Here is a 14,661-nt window from a genome sequence, read left to right as displayed (position 1 = left end):
GAGGTGTTGCGAGTCTAGCTGCCCTTCACGGTGATCTTGGCTTCCATGCTCATGCCGACGCGAAGGGGGTGATCCTTCAGCTCCTTCGGATCGAGCGCGATGCGCACCGGCAGGCGCTGGACCACCTTGATCCAGTTGCCCGTCGCGTTCTGAGCCGGGATCACCGAAAAGGCCGAACCGGTACCCGACGACAGACCCACCACCTTGCCATGGAACTTGACGCTATGGCCGTAGGTGTCGGCGGTCAGTTCGACCGGCTGGCCGACGCGGACATTCTTGAGCTGAACTTCCTTGAAGTTGGCGTTCACATAGGCGCTGTCGATCGGCACGATGGTCACCAATGGCTGGCTGACCTGGACTCTCTGGCCGACTTCGACGGCGTTTTTCGCGATGACGCCCGAGATGGGGGCTCGAATGACCGTGCGCTCCAGTTCCAGTTTCGCCTGGTCGACCTTGATCCGGGCGGCGACGACCTGGGGATTGTCGTGGACGCCGACACCCGAGATCAGCACGGCATTGGCGGAACGCTGGCCCTGGGCCGCCTGGGCCTGGGCGCGGGCAGCCGTCAAGGCTGACGCGGCCTGGTCGAGGGCGGATTTCGCGGTGTTGAGGTCTTCACCTGAGACAGCGCCGATCGAGACCAGGGCCTTGCGGTCATCATAGGCCATCAGCGCCTTGTCGTAGGCGGCCTGGGCTGAGCCGACATTGGCGGCGGAAGCGCTGGCCTGTGCGGCGAGGGTGGTGTCGTTGCTGTAATAGGTCGAAACCTGACGCGTGACCTGGTCCAGCTGGGCTTCGGCCTGGGCCAGGTTGAGCCGGGCATCGGTATCATCGAGCACGATCAGGATATCGCCGGCCTTGACCACCTGGGTGTCGTGGATATCGGCCTGCTTGACCAGAGCGGCAACCTGGGCGGTGACCGCGGCCGACGGTGCGTCGACATAGGCATTGTCGGTAGCGACGGTCTTGCCGCCTTCGAACAGGACGTAGGTGCCAAAGGCCAGCCCGGCCAGCAACACCACGCCGCCGAAGATCAGGAACAGGGGGCCACGGCGCGCACGAACCTTGGGGGAGGCGGAAGCTGCGTTGGCATTTGGCGTTTCGGCGGGGGGATTTGCGTCGGACATGATGACACTCACTTGGAAGCGTAGCCGCCACCCAGGGCGGCGATGAAACTGATACGGTCGTTATAGGCCTGGGCCTTCAGGTCGCTCAGCGCGCTGTCGGCGGTGACCACATTGGCATGGGCGGTCAGGATCTCCATCTTGGTCGCCAGTCCGCGCTGGAAGCGGGCGCTGCTGAGTTGGTAGCCGTCTTCGGCGCTGTCGCGGCGGGCCTGGGCGGACTTGACCTGACCCACCGTGGTCCGCGTGCCGTTGGCGGCATTGGCGACGTCCTGCAAGGCGCGGGTCAGGGTGGTGTCGTAGTCGGCCACCGCCAGGTCATAATCGGCCTCGGCCGAGCGGTAGGCGGCGTCCAGGCGTTTCTGGTGGAACAGGGGCAGGCTGAAGGCCGGGCCGATACCGCCGATGTCAGAACCGTCATTGGTCAGGTTCGGAATGCCGATGGCCTGGAGGCCGAAATAGGCGCTCAATTTGACGTTGGGATAGTAGTCGGCCTGGGTATATTTGATGTTCTGCCCCTGGGCTTCGACTCTCAGGCGTGCGGCCAGGACGTCGGGACGGCGGCCCAGCAGGTTGGCGTGGACGTCGTCGGGGAGCCCATAGGTATCGGCGGGGGCCAGGTTGGGCCGGGTCAGTCTTAGCGCACGGTCGGGACCGGCGCCGGTCAGGGTGGCGATCAGGTGACCTTGGGCGGCAATGGCGCCGTCGACGGCGGCGATGCGGCCGGCAACCTGAGCCTGTTCGTCACGGGCGCGCAGGACGGTGTCCTGGGGTTCCAGATGGCGGTCGGCCCGCGCCTGGTAAAGCTCCAGCTTGACGTCGGCGCCGTGTTTTAGGTCGGCCAGGTAGTCGCGCGTCTCATACAGGTGATTGAGTTCGACATAGGCGCGGGCGATGGCGACGCTCAGATTCTGGCGCACCACCACGGCTTCCAGTTCGGTCGCCTTCTGCTGGCCCGCGGCGCCGCGGACAGCGGCCTTGCTCTTGCCCCACAGGTCGAGATCGTAATTGGCTTCGACCGTGATGCGGGTCGACGGATGATAGCCGTCCAGCAGGAAGTCCTTGAAAGAGGGCGGGAAGCCCATGTTCAGGCTCTGCTTGGTTTCCTGGATGGAGGCGTTGAAGCGGGCGTCCGGCTCCATGGCGGCCTTGACCTGACCGCTGAAGGCCCGCGCCTTTTTAAGCCTGGCGCTGGCGGCCAGCATGTCGGGGCTGTTGGCGAAGGCCTCATCCATCAGGGCGTTGAGCTGAGGGTCGTTGAAGCCCCGCCACCACGCCTGTTCCGGCCAGGCGCCGGCTTCGCCCTTGAGCGTTTGCGCGCTGGCAAGCGTGGCGGGATCGGTCGGCGCGGTGGTGGTCGCGTCCGGCACACTGGCGCAACCGGCCAACACAAGGAGAACCGAGGCCAGGGCAAGGGTGGAGGAGATCAGGGTGAGGGGGCGCTGAGGCTGCGAGGGGAGGGATCGCATGGCCGGGTGTCCTTAACAAAAACACAAAAAGGTGAACCGTACTGTACAGTTCAATTTCTTTGCGCTAATGTCGGGAACGAGTCAAGCGAAACTGAACAGTACGGTACAAGTTTTTTATGGACGCATCTGCACCCAACTTCCGCGACCAGCGCCGCGACCGCATTTTGCAGGTTGCGCGCGAGGTTTTCTTTGAGGTCGGCTATGCTGGCGCCAGCATGTCGACGATTTCGAGCCGCCTGGGCGGGTCGAAAGCGACCCTGTATGCCTATTTCGCCAGCAAGGAAGACCTGTTCGCCGCGATCGTGCGCGATAGCTGCCAGGAAATGGCAGCGGTGTTCGAGGCCCATATCGGCACCGACGATCTGCGTCAGTCGCTGGCCACGGTGGCTCGCCAGATGGTCAGCATGATCGTGTCCGACTGGGGCACCAACATCATGCAATTGGTCATCGAGGAAGGCCGCCGTAATCCAGGTCTGGCCAAGACCTTCGAGGCGGCCATCGAAAGCAACGGCCGCAAGGCCATGCGCGCCCTGCTGACGACGGCGCACGACCGCGGCCAGATCGAAATCCCCGACGTAGACGAAGCCGCTGTCATCCTGAAAAGCCTGGTCTTTGGCGATCTGCAGTTCAAGCGCCTGCTGAACCTGGCCCCGCCGCCCAGCGAGGCCCAGTTGCATCACCATATCGACGTGGCGATCGATGTCTTCCTGACCTATTTCGCCTGCAAGGCGGAAGAGGCTAAGCCGGGTTAAGGCGCAGTAGTCGGAAATCGGTTCAAGACGGGGGCGTCGTGCGACCGGGCGAATTGCAGGAAGAGGCGGTGGTTCAAAGCCTTAAATGACTCCGCTCTGATCCAGCGTTTCCGAAAGAGCGTCGAAGGTGTCCAGGACCTGTTGCTTCACCCGTTCCGCCAGGGGAAGGATCGGCCGCGGCGGCTCGGCGCGGATGCCAAGGCGCTCGGCCAGGGCGTAAATGACGCGCAGGCCGGTATGTTGCCGCATCAGGTCCCACACCGGCGTCAGGGCGGCGTTCAGACGGCGCGCTTCGACGGAATCCTCGCGGGCGGTGCGTGCCAGGTTCACGCACACGGTCGGGAACATGCCGGCCAGGACGCTGTACCAGGCGTCGGCGCCTGCGATCAGGGCTTCGACGCAGTTCCAGTCGCCGGAATAGCCGACGGAAAAGCCTGGCGGGACCTGGGCGCGCAGGGTCGCGAGGTGGGCCGGCGAGTCGTCCGGCGTAACGGTGGGGTTCTTGGCGGCGACGATGCCGGGCAGGCGGGCCAGGCGGGCGATCAACTCGGACGTAAAGCGGAAATGCGTTGTGCCGGGATTGTCGTAGATCACGATCGGCAGGCCGCTTTCACCGGCGACGGCTGCGAAATGTTCAAACACTTCATTTTCGCTCAGCAGCGTGTAGGAGACCGGCGCCAGCAGGCCGGCAGCGGCGCCCAGCGCCTTGGCGTCCCCGGCCAGGGCAATGGCGTCGTCCGTCCGCAGCGCACCAATCCCGGCGATGACGGGCACTCTGCCGGCGGCTTCGGCGATGGCGGATTCGATGGCGCGGGCGCGTTCGTCGCGGCTGAGATACATGTAGGTGCCGGTGCTGCCCAGGAGGCCGATGGAGTCGATCCCCGATCCGGCCAGGCGGCTGATCAGGGTGCGCAGGGCGTCCGTATCGACCCGGCCGCTTTGATTGGCGGGCGTGATAGGAAAGGCGGACAGGCCGGTAAAGAGCGTCATGATCGTGATCCGGTAAGGCTGGCGAACACCCTCTACCGGGTTTGCGGCGGGGATGCCAGTCTATGACCGGGCGGCGAGGACGACGCCGACGATGATGGCGGCGTAATGTGTGACGCCCCAGCGGCATTTCGAAAAGATATGGCGGTGACGTGTTCCGGCATTAGGGCTATTCCTGAAGCGCCGTTGACAGGACCTGCGCCCAGGCGTGGACACCGTCGCGCGTGGCGATGAGGTCGTTGCGCATCTCTACGAGCACGGCCGGTATGCCCCGGTCATCGCCATGAACCGGCACGGCGTAGTCCTCGGCGCGGTCGGTCTTGTACGGCACATTGGCGCCGACCCTCAGGCCCGCCGATTGAAGCCGGGACACCAATGTTTCGCCAAACGCGGCGGCATCGCCGAACAGGATGCCGCCCTCCCAGGCTCGCGCAACGCCCAGAAAGACCGGGGTGAAACTGTGGAGGCTGACCAGGCGCGTCGGCCGCCCTTGGCGTGCGTCCAGGTGGGCCGACACCGCGGCATGATAGGGCGTGAAGATGTCACCGACCCGGCGTGCGATCTCTTCGGGTGACAGTCCCAGATTGCCGGGAATGTCGGTCGCTTCCGAACGCGTGACGATGCTGCCCGCAGAATCCAGTGGCCGGTTCAGATCGATGAGAAGACGCGAAAAGCTGCCCAGAAACGCTGGGGCATTCAGGCTTTGCGACAGCAGCCGGGTGACCTCGGCGGCGCCGGGATCCCAGGCGATGTGGCGCGTCAGCTCGACCGGTGTCAGACCCAGGCCGTGATATTCGGACGGGATATGGTTGGAGGCATGTTCGCACAGCAGGACGACGTCGGACGTGCCCTGGGGGTTAAGACATTCGACGGGCGCGGGCCAATCCGCCTTGGCGTCTATTCCATGACCTCCTCCGTGACCACGTGAAATCCGGTCAGCAGCGCCGGTCCGAACTGGGTGGAAATCGCGACATCGGTGGCGTCGCGGCCGACCGCCATCAGGATGCGGCCGACCCGCGGGACATTATGTCGGGCATCGGCCGTATACCAGTGGCCACCGAGGTAAACTTCGAACCAGCCGGAAAAATCCATCGGCGAATCGGACACCGGCACCTTGATATCGCCGAGATAGCCGGTGCAGTAGCGCGCCGGAATGTTCATGCATCGGCAGAGCGTCAGGGCCAGGTGAGCGAAATCGCGGCACACCCCGACCTGCTCACCATAGCCGCCAAATGCGCTGCGGCGCGGGTCGGCCAGCTGATAGTCGAAGCGGATGCGATTGTGGACGAAATCGAGAATGGCCTGGACCCTGGGCCAGCCCAGTGGCGTCGTCCCGAACAGCGACCAGGCGATATCACTTAAGCGATCGGTCTCGCAGTAACGCGATCCCAGCAGGAAGCCCAGGACCTCATCCGGCAGGTCGCGAATATCGTGCTGCACCGCGTCGTAGGGCACATGATCGGGGCGACCGGAATCGTAGACCACGAACTCGGTGGCAATCGTCAGGTCTCCGGCGGGCGCCGTGATGCAGGTGCAGACATTGCCGAAACCGTCGGTATAGTCCCAGGTTTCGACCCCAGGGCTGAAGGTGATCACCTGGGGCGTCAGCAGGTCGGTTCGCCGCGAGGGGTGGAGGTTGAGGCACAACAGCATGGGCGTCGGCTTCGGGCATTGGTAGGTCAGGCTATAGCCGGCACGGATTTTCATGGAGCTTCGGGGGTGCTTTCGGACAAGAGGGGAGGGGTGTCGGCGGCGGTAACGTTAACCTGAACATCCATGGCTAAAAAATCGATGCGGCTTCCGCTGTGGGTTCCCCATAAAGGGATAGCCTGCCGCGGCGTACGGGTCACGCCGACGCGGATCAGGTCGCGATTGCCGACAATCCCGTTGGTCGGGTCGAATTCGACCCAGCCGGCGCCCGGCAGGAAGACCTGAACCCAGGCGTGGGTCGCTCCGCCACCCAGACGCTCCCCGGTATCGCGCGACGGGACATAGATGTAGCCGGTGACGAATCGTGCGGCGAACCCTAGCGACCGGACGGCCTCGATCATCAGCAGGGCGTAGTCGCGGCAGGTGCCGCTGAGGCTGTAGAGGGTCATTTCCGGCGTCTGGGTGCCGGGATTGCCGCGGCGGATATATTTGAAGTCGTTATGGATGGCGTGGGTGACGGTTTCCAGCAGCCGCACTGTATCTGTCACGCCGGACGGGTCGACAAAGCGCCGCGCCCAGGTCGATGTTTCCGTGTCCTCATATTGGCGGGCAATGACCGCCTGGAGGTCGGGCAGGATTTCGGCATCGTAGGCGAAAGGCCAGATGCGGGCCTCCGTGTCGGCGCGGAAATGCAGGGCGTTTTGCGGCTTGTGGTCCAGCACGATATCGGTCTCGAACCTTAAGCTATCGGATTCGGCGTCGAACTCGGCGACGGCGATGCAGTTGTTGAAGGCATCGTGGATCCAGAACAGGTCGCTGGGTTCGGGGAAGATGCGCAGGCTGGATGACAGCAGGCGTTGGTCCTGGCTGTCGCGCGGTCGAAACAGCAGGCGGTGCTGGCCGAATTCGACCGGGCGTTTGTAGGTGTAGGTGGTGGTATGCGTCACGCGCAGGACGGTCATGAAGGGTCAGGTTCCGGTTGTCACGCGCGGGTTTATAGGCTGCGATGCAAGTTTTCGATGTGCCAGCCAACCCTCTTGCCAATTGACCAGAAGCTGCGTCATGATCGGGCATGGCCACGCACCGTATCTATTCCATGAGCTTTGCCAGCGTGTATGTGCTCTACATCGCCAAGGTGGAGCGAAAGGGCCGAGCCGACGCCAGGGCTCAGGTCGACGAGATCGTGCGCTGGATGACTGGCTACAGTCAGGCCCAGTTCGAGGATCATATCGCGGCAAAAACTGATTTTCAGACCTTCTTTGCCCAGGCGCCGATGCTGAATCCGGCGCGGCATCTGATCACGGGCGTCATCTGCGGTGTGCGGATCGAGCAGATCGAAGACCCGCTGATGCGAGAAATTCGCTATCTCGACAAGCTGATCGACGAACTGGCGAATGGACGGCCGATGGCGAAAATCCTGCGAAAGCCGGCAGATTGAGGACGTTCGTGGAAAAGCTTAACCATAACGCGTGGTTAAGCGATTCATTTACAAATGGGTAAACCTTTTTGGTTAACCTTCCTCTATCAAGAAGGTTTACCTATGCCCCAATTTGCTGAAGACACCGCCCTTGCCCATGCCTCCGCGCACCAAAAAGGTGACGCCAAGGCTCAGGCCAAGGTTCAGGAACGCGAGCTCGAATTCGGGCGGATCTGTAAGTCGGTCTGCGAACTGGCCGCCGGCCTGTTCGACACGCCGCTGGCCATCATCAAGCTGTATGAGGGCAATCAGCTTGTCGTAAAGGGCACGACCGGCTTCAGCAGCGAAACTCTGCTGGACGATATTTCCTTCTGCCAGCGCAAGCTGATCCCGGGCGAGCCCCTGCTGATTCCGGACGCCACCGCCGACGCGCGCTACTTTTTAGAGGCCGCCGTGTTGAACGGCCCCAAGCTGCGCTTCTATGTCGACATGCCGCTGGTCTCCGACGGCGTTGTCCTGGGCGTCCTGATCCTCAGCGAACGCCAGCCGCGCCACGATTTCACGGCGCAGAAGATGGCGCTGTTCCGCCAGTTCGCCAACAATGCCGCCACCACCATCGCCCTGGCCCAGAACACGGTTGAGCGCAGCGACATCCTGTTTGAGCTGAAGTCGAATCAGATTCGCTTCGACCTGGCCCAGGACATGACCGGCATCGGCCACTGGTCGATCGACCTTAAGACGCGCGAAGTCACCTGGTCCAAGGGCCTTTATGCCATCTACGGCCTGTCACCCAAGTCCTACAAGCCGCGCGTCGCCACCCAGCTCGACATCTACGAGCAAGCCGATCAACAGTTGATCATCGATAAGTTCCAGCGCGCCGTGAACTATGGTGAAGACTTCGATTTCAACGTCGAGATCCTGCGCCGCAAGGACAAGGTCACCCGCAACATCCGCACCAAGGGCGGCGTCGAATATGACGACAAGGGCACGGCGATCCGTCTGTGCGGCGTCGTTCGCGACATCACCGAAGGCGTGTCGGACCAGGAAGAGCTGATTCGCGCCCGCATGGCGGCCGAGGACATCAACGATGCCAAGAACAGCTTCCTGACGCACATTACCAACGAATTGAAGACGCCGCTCAACAACATCCTGGGCTATGCCCGTCTGTTGAACGAGCAGCGCCACGAAAACCCGGACATCGCCGCCTACACCACCAACCTGCTGAAGTCGGCCAAGGCGCTGCAGTCGCTGGTCAAGGACACGGTCGACGTCTCGTCGCTGGAAGCCGCCCCGATGCGCGGTGACGATCACGCCCATTCCGTTGAGGAGTCGGTCAATGTCGTCAATCTGGTCAAGGACGTCGTCAACCAGTTCGCCGCCCAGGCCCAGGCCAGCCAGACCAAGCTGACCGCGCACTTCGTCGATTGTGACAACCCTTATGCCCGTCTCGATTCGATGCGCCTGCGCCAGGTGGTGCAGAACTTGCTCAGCAATGCCTGTAAGTTCACCCGTGGCGGACTGATCAATGTCACCGCCTCGCAAGTGACGATCGACAATGCGCCATGGCTGCGCATCTCGGTCCGCGACACCGGCGTCGGCATGAGCGAAGATCAATCGTTGACTCTGTTCAGCGGTTCCGACATTACCGCCAACCGCAAGAGCGGCAACGGTCTCGGCCTGTCGATCTCTAAGGCCATCGTCGACCTGCTCGGAGGCCATATCGGCGTCGTCTCGCGTCAGGGCGAAGGTTCCAACTTCTGGTTCGAAATCCCGGTGCAATGGGTCGACGGCCCGGCCAAGGCGATCGAGAACACTCAGTTTATCGCGCCGCGTCCGATGCGTGCGCCGATCGATCCCGTCCGCGCCAGCGGAGCGGTCAATGAATATGTCCGTCCGAATGCGCAGGCATCCGCCGCCCGCAGTGCGCCGGTGGATGATGACCGCATCAACCGCGAATATCTCAAGGCCCTGCTTCAGGACATGAAGCTGGACCTGTAGTCCGGAAGTTAGTCGCGTTGCGTACACGATAAGCGTCCTGGCCCGGTTGGGACAGGACGTTTTTTTTACGCTCAGTGGGCCGTCAGGGGAGGCGTTTGCGCATTCCGGATAAAGTGAGGTGTTTCAATACCTTATTTGTTGACTGCAAATTTTGGCATCTAAGTCAAAATTAACAACTCACGGCCATAATGTGTCCCAAAGCTTGCCCGCCCAATGAGGCGGCCCGTCGGGGACATTTTATGAGTGACGACTTCAAGAACCAGCGCGACCGCTACATGGCCTTTTCGCTGGCGGCCGCCGATTTGCTGGTCGAGATCGATGCAGACTTCCGTATCGTCAAGACGGTCGGCGCGACTCAGGCGCTTTTGAACGCGCTCGCCGCCGAAATCGCCGGCCGTGTCGTCACCGATATTATCCTGCCGGCTGACCGGTCGTTTGCCCGCCGTCTGCTGCAACGCGCCCAACGCGTCGGCCGCATCGAACCCTGTTCCTTGCGCCTCGACCAGGGCGATAAGCCGCCTTTACTGATCAATCTCGGCGCCTGTCACCTGCCGACCCAGAACAACCATACCTTTCTGACACTAACCGTCCTGTCCAATGTGGCCCTCACCGAACGCGACGAAACCACGGGCCTGCTGGATGCTTCCGGTTTCCAGGATATCGCGAAGACGGCCCTGGCCGGTGATCCCTCCAAGGCGCCGCGCGAAATGAAAATGGTGCGTCTGAAAGGCCTTTCCAGCGTCGTGCGCGGCATGCCCAAACCGCAGGCGCACCAGCTACTCGGCGAAATCGGCGCCGTCCTGCGCGCTCAGTCGATGGGCGGGTCGGCCGCGGCGCGCCTGTCGGACGAGGCCTTCGGCTATATCCCGCCGGCCAAGGGCGATACAGCCACGCCGGAAAGCCTTACCAAGGATTTCAAGGCCGTGGCCGTTGCCGCCGGTCTGGCCGAAAACAGCTTTGTGCCGACCGTTATGAGCCTGGAACTGTCGACCGGTAACCTGGATCAGGACAGCGTCGCCCGCGCGCTCAGCTTTGCCGTCACTAACTTTTGCAAGCCCGAGAAAACCCAGGTCATGTCGCTTCAGGAAAGTCTGAAGACGGCCATGGCCGAAACGGTTCAGCATTTCGATTCTATCAAGAACCTGATCGAGGACAACAATTTCAGCCTGTTCTATCAGCCGGTTGTCTCGCTGAAGGACAGGACCATCCATCATTATGAAGCCCTGATGCGCTTCTCGGACGGCCGTTCGCCCTACGAGACCATCCGTATGAGCGAGCAGTTGGGCCTGATGGAAGATTTCGATCTGGCCGTCTGCAAGAAGGCCATCGAGATGCTACTCACCCGTCCCGATGTCAGTATCGCCGTCAACCTGTCGGGCGCTTCGGTGGAATCGGAAACATTCCGCGAAAGCCTGCGGCAACTGGTCATGCCGCACCGCGACCTCGTCAACCGCCTGATGTTCGAGCTGACCGAGTCGAGCGAGATCAAGGAACTGGACGCCGTCGGCACCTTCCTGCGCTGGCTGCGTCGCACGGGGTATCAGGTCTGTCTCGACGACTTCGGCGCCGGTGCGGCCGCCTATGCCTATCTGCGCAGTTTCGACGTCGACTATGTCAAGATCGATGGGCCTTTCCTCAAGGAAGCGCGTGAGAATCCGCGTCAGCGCGCCCTGATCCGTTCGGTCAGCAGCCTGTGCAAGGAACTCAAGTCGGAGGTCATCGCCGAGATGATCGAGGATGAGGATATGGTGAGGTTGTGCGTCGAGATGGGGATCGGTTTCGGCCAGGGCTATCATCTGGGTAGGCCCAAGCCGCTGTTGATGTCGACGACCGACATGGCTAATGGCCGCCGCAAGGGCTTCGTCGATAGCTGGGGGTAGCAGCAAGGCCGGATGGGTTGCTTTTCTCCTCCCTACGAAGTGGGGAGGAGGGAGTTTGGCAGGTTCGGACGCGGTCGTTCTGCATGTTTCTTTTTGGCGGAAAAATCTTTGCCGCACATCTAGGTCTGGTATGAAACACATCACCCTTGCCGCCCTGTCCCTGCTGGCTCTGTTCGCCGGGACCTCCGCCTCCGCCCGCGACTACTGGTTCGGGGCCGACCTGTCCTATGTCAACGAAATGCAGGACTGTGGCGCCAGATACAGCTATGCCGGCGAGACCGATCCCTACAGGATCTTCGCCAAGTCCGGTCACAACCTGGTCCGCGTGCGGCTGTGGAACAACCCGACCTGGACGAAGTATTCCAACCTGGCCGATGCCGAAAAGACCATTGCCGCTGCCCGCGCCTCGGGTCAGAAGGTCCTGCTCGACTTCCACTATTCCGACGACTGGGCCGACGGTGAGAAACAACTGGCACCCGCTGCCTGGGAAGGCATGACGGATCAGCAGCAGGCCGACGCCCTCTATGCCTTCACCGTCGACACTTTGACCTACCTGGAAACGAAGGGGCTGATGCCCGAGATGGTTCAGGTCGGCAATGAGAGCAACAAGGAGATCGTCTCGTCGTGGGAAGGCGCCAAACTTCCCATTAACTGGAAGCGTAACGCCCTTCTGTTCCAGGCCGGCATCAAGGGCGTGCGCGACGCCTCGGCCAACAGCGCCATCAAGCCGCAGATCATGCTGCATATTGCCCAGCCCGAAAATGTCGAACCGTGGTTCGCCGCCGCCCGCAAAGCCGGGATCACCGACTATGATACCATCGGCATCAGCTACTATCGCAAGTGGTCGAAATACGACACGCAGCAACTGGCGCAGACCATCCGCCGCGTCCATCACGCCTTTGGTAAGGAGGTTGTCGTTGTCGAAACCGCCTATGCCTTTACCGATGGCTACAACGACGAGATGGGCAACCTGCTGGGCACCGACTCGATCCTCCCGGGCTATCCCATTACCCCGAAGGCCAGGCCAGATACATGCACGACCTGATGCAGTTGACCGTCGATTCCGGCGGCAACGGCGTCGTTTATTGGGAGCCGGCTTGGGTCTCCACCAAATGCAAGACGCGCTGGGGCACGGGGTCGTCGTGGGAAAACGCCGCCTTCTTCGACTTCAAGGGCAAGGCCGTCCCTGCCATCGAGTGGCCCAAAGCGTCGTATGTCTGGCCGGTGGACGTCACCTTCAGCGTGGCCGACAATGGTCAGCCGACCCAGTATCTGGCCGGGGATTTCACCGGCGGAGTCGTCGTACCGATGACAAAGGAGGCCGGTCGCTTCGTCTACAAGGCCTGGCTGCGGCCTGGCAGCGAGATCGTCGCCGCGGTGGCCGCAACGGAAAGCGCGGTTGCCGACGCCGAGGCGCAAGAGGTTACCGTTCCCGCGGCAGCGGGCACCGTCACTTTACGGTGACGCCTCACGCCCAAAAGTGGCAAACCACTTTTGGGCGTGAGGCTTTGACGCCACAGCCACAATATTGTAGTACAATTGACTGGTCGGCTGTAAAAATTATGTTATAAATCCCGCCGATAATAAAAAAACGGCGGAAACCCCCATGCCACGCGTCTATGTTTTAACAACGGTGCGCCCATGACCTTCTCATCCGGGGAGAAGCGTCAGGTCCTGCTGGCCTTTGTCGCAACACAAATCCTGCCGCACGAGCATGACCTGCGCCTGTGGCTCCGACGTCTGGGCGTCAAGACCGATGAACTCGATGATATCGTCCAGGAAGTCTATTGCCGCTTGTTGCGGCTGGACCGGGTCGACCACATCAGCGATCCGCGATCGTATCTGTTCCGCTCGGCGCGCAACATCGTGCTGGAGCAGGTCCGGCGCAACCGCGTGGTGTCGATCATGACAGTGCAGAACATCGATGACCTGGGCATTGCCGACCATACGCCCAGTCCGGAAAGCTGCGCGTCGTCGCGCGCCGAACTGGACCGGGTGCTGGACCTCATCAAGGGGCTGCCGGAGCGTTGCCGCAATGTGTTCGAACTGCGCAAGGTCCACGGCCTGTCCCAGGCCGAGACCGCCCGCGCCCTGTCCCTGACCGAAAACGTTGTCGAAAAAGAAACCGCCCGTGGCCTCAGCCTGATCCTTCAGCGCCTCGGCTCTCCTAAACCGCCTGCGACGGCAAAACCCGCAGCTCTGGTTGCTTTTGGGAGCGCGAATGCCGCCCGAACCGCAGACTAAGACGCCGGTCGAGGCGCAGGCCACGGCCTGGGTGGCGCGCATGTATGCGCAGCCCGACGACGCCACGCGGGGAGCGTTCCTGGCCTGGCACGATGCCGATCCGCGTCACGCGGGGGCTTACCTGCGCGCCGAAGCGGCCTGGACCCTGCTGGACCGGGCTCAGGTGATGACCCATGGTGTGGGCGTGGCGGGACGTGAAGTGGCGGCGGGCATCAAGCGCCGCAAGGCCGAACGCACCCGCCGCTATCTGCTGGGCGGGGCCATGGCGGCCTCGGTTGCCGGCGCGGCAGCGGTGGCGGTGCATCTGGCCAGCCGGCTCACCCTGGAAACCGGCCATGGTGAGCTGCGCAATGTGCCGCTGGAAGACCGTTCGATCGCCGCCGTCAATACCGACAGCCGTATCGATGTCGCCATGAAGGACGACATGCGCCATGTCGACCTGGTCAAGGGCGAGGCCTGGTTCCAGGTCACCAAAAATCCCGCTGCACCCTTCGTCGTCACCGCCGGCGATATCCGTGTCCGCGCGGTCGGCACCGCCTTCAGCGTCCGCCGTCATGACGGCGGCGCCGATGTCCTGGTCACCGAGGGCGTCGTTGAGGCGTGGAGCGTCAAGGATCCATCCCGGCGCATGACCCTGACGGCCGGCGCCGAGGCCTTCGTGCCGGCGCAGGACACAATCCGCGCCGCGCACCGCCCGCAAGAGGTCGAGCGCAAGCTGGCCTGGCGCGACCGTCAGATCATGCTGAACAGCACGGCCCTGTCCGAGGCCGTCGCCGAGTTCAACCGCTATAACGACCGCGAGATCGTCATCGCCGACCCGGCTTTGCGTAACGCCGAACTGGTCGGCGGATTTCAGGTCGACCAGCCCGAAAGCTTTGCCCGCGCCGTCCATGTCGCGCTGGAGGTGCCGGTCAGCATCGGAGAAGACCGTATCATAATTGGCACAGTCTCCGCCTCTCGATAATAAGTCGTACAAATCTGGCGGAAAAATTCCACCCCCTCATCTTTGTTTGTAGGAGGCCGTTAGCGCCTCTGGAGCAAAAACGGGTTTAGCTTGAACAATCTTCGCCTCCCCTGTTTACGGGGGAGGTGGCGCCGAGTGTAACGAGGTGACGGAAGGGGCCATTCCACTGACGGAAA

Annotated in this window: 12 protein-coding genes and 1 pseudogene; 7 read left to right on the top strand and 6 right to left on the bottom strand. The window is 62.4% G+C overall.

All coding sequences use genetic code 11. From position 1 onward, the window contains the following. Positions 1 to 14 precede the first annotated feature (14 nt). A complete protein-coding gene (locus ABI_RS14600) occupies positions 15 to 1,127 on the bottom strand; it encodes an HlyD family secretion protein (RefSeq protein ID WP_040309296.1) in 1,113 nt (370 codons plus the stop codon). Positions 1,128 to 1,135: 8 nt separating this feature from the next. Next, complete coding sequence (locus ABI_RS14595) at positions 1,136 to 2,593, bottom strand: efflux transporter outer membrane subunit (RefSeq protein ID WP_083811518.1); 1,458 nt, start codon at positions 2,591 to 2,593, stop codon at positions 1,136 to 1,138. 116 nt (positions 2,594 to 2,709) lie between these two features. Between ABI_RS14595 and ABI_RS14590 the strand changes: the two genes are divergently transcribed. Next, positions 2,710 to 3,345 (top strand): TetR/AcrR family transcriptional regulator, encoded by a 636-nt coding sequence (locus tag ABI_RS14590; protein ID WP_006273801.1) that lies wholly within the window; start codon positions 2,710 to 2,712, stop codon positions 3,343 to 3,345. 81 nt (positions 3,346 to 3,426) lie between these two features. Here the strand turns inward: ABI_RS14590 and ABI_RS14585 are convergent, their stop codons facing one another. The 4 genes from ABI_RS14585 to ABI_RS14570 form a co-directional block, all read right to left on the bottom strand. Next, positions 3,427 to 4,335, bottom strand: a complete 909-nt coding sequence (locus ABI_RS14585; protein WP_006273800.1) for a dihydrodipicolinate synthase family protein — start codon at positions 4,333 to 4,335, stop codon at positions 3,427 to 3,429. A gap of 166 nt (positions 4,336 to 4,501) precedes the next feature. After that, positions 4,502 to 5,164 carry an N-formylglutamate amidohydrolase gene (locus ABI_RS14580; protein ID WP_280959745.1) on the bottom strand — a complete coding sequence of 221 codons (663 nt, stop codon included), beginning with the start codon at positions 5,162 to 5,164 and terminating at the stop codon, positions 4,502 to 4,504. A gap of 65 nt (positions 5,165 to 5,229) precedes the next feature. After that, on the bottom strand, positions 5,230 to 6,039 hold the full coding sequence (locus ABI_RS14575) for a transglutaminase-like domain-containing protein (RefSeq protein ID WP_006273798.1): 810 nt from the start codon (positions 6,037 to 6,039) through the stop codon (positions 5,230 to 5,232). Beyond that, entirely contained in the window at positions 6,036 to 6,944 is a 909-nt protein-coding gene (locus ABI_RS14570; RefSeq protein ID WP_006273797.1) for a transglutaminase family protein, read from the bottom strand. The genes ABI_RS14575 and ABI_RS14570 overlap by 4 nt, the downstream gene beginning before the upstream one ends. Positions 6,945 to 7,054: 110 nt before the next feature. On the opposite strand from ABI_RS14570, the gene ABI_RS14565 reads away from it, so the two are divergent. From ABI_RS14565 to ABI_RS14540, 6 genes and pseudogenes are all read left to right on the top strand, one after another. Next, on the top strand, positions 7,055 to 7,420 hold the full coding sequence (locus ABI_RS14565) for a DUF2200 domain-containing protein (protein ID WP_006273796.1): 366 nt from the start codon (positions 7,055 to 7,057) through the stop codon (positions 7,418 to 7,420). 102 nt (positions 7,421 to 7,522) lie between these two features. Continuing rightward, positions 7,523 to 9,397, top strand: a complete 1,875-nt coding sequence (locus tag ABI_RS14560; RefSeq protein ID WP_040309294.1) for a sensor histidine kinase — start codon at positions 7,523 to 7,525, stop codon at positions 9,395 to 9,397. Positions 9,398 to 9,636: 239 nt separating this feature from the next. Then, positions 9,637 to 11,277, top strand: coding sequence for an EAL domain-containing protein (locus ABI_RS14555; RefSeq protein WP_006273794.1), 1,641 nt, complete (start codon positions 9,637 to 9,639; stop codon positions 11,275 to 11,277). Then, positions 11,240 to 12,741 (top strand): annotated as a pseudogene (locus ABI_RS26690) (glycoside hydrolase family 53 protein). The gene ABI_RS14555 and the pseudogene ABI_RS26690 overlap by 38 nt, the downstream one beginning before the upstream one ends. Positions 12,742 to 12,918: 177 nt before the next feature. Continuing rightward, positions 12,919 to 13,521 (top strand): RNA polymerase sigma factor, encoded by a 603-nt coding sequence (locus ABI_RS14545; protein WP_006273790.1) that lies wholly within the window; start codon positions 12,919 to 12,921, stop codon positions 13,519 to 13,521. Further along, complete coding sequence (locus ABI_RS14540; RefSeq protein ID WP_006273789.1) at positions 13,499 to 14,485, top strand: FecR family protein; 987 nt, start codon at positions 13,499 to 13,501, stop codon at positions 14,483 to 14,485. The genes ABI_RS14545 and ABI_RS14540 overlap by 23 nt, the downstream gene beginning before the upstream one ends. Positions 14,486 to 14,661 lie beyond the last annotated feature (176 nt).

The organism is Asticcacaulis biprosthecium C19 (assembly GCF_000204015.1).
Taxonomy (GTDB): Bacteria; Pseudomonadota; Alphaproteobacteria; order Caulobacterales; family Caulobacteraceae; genus Asticcacaulis; species Asticcacaulis biprosthecius.
The sequence above is the reverse complement of the archived record's forward strand: the minus strand, read 5'-3'. Positions and strand labels throughout refer to the sequence as shown.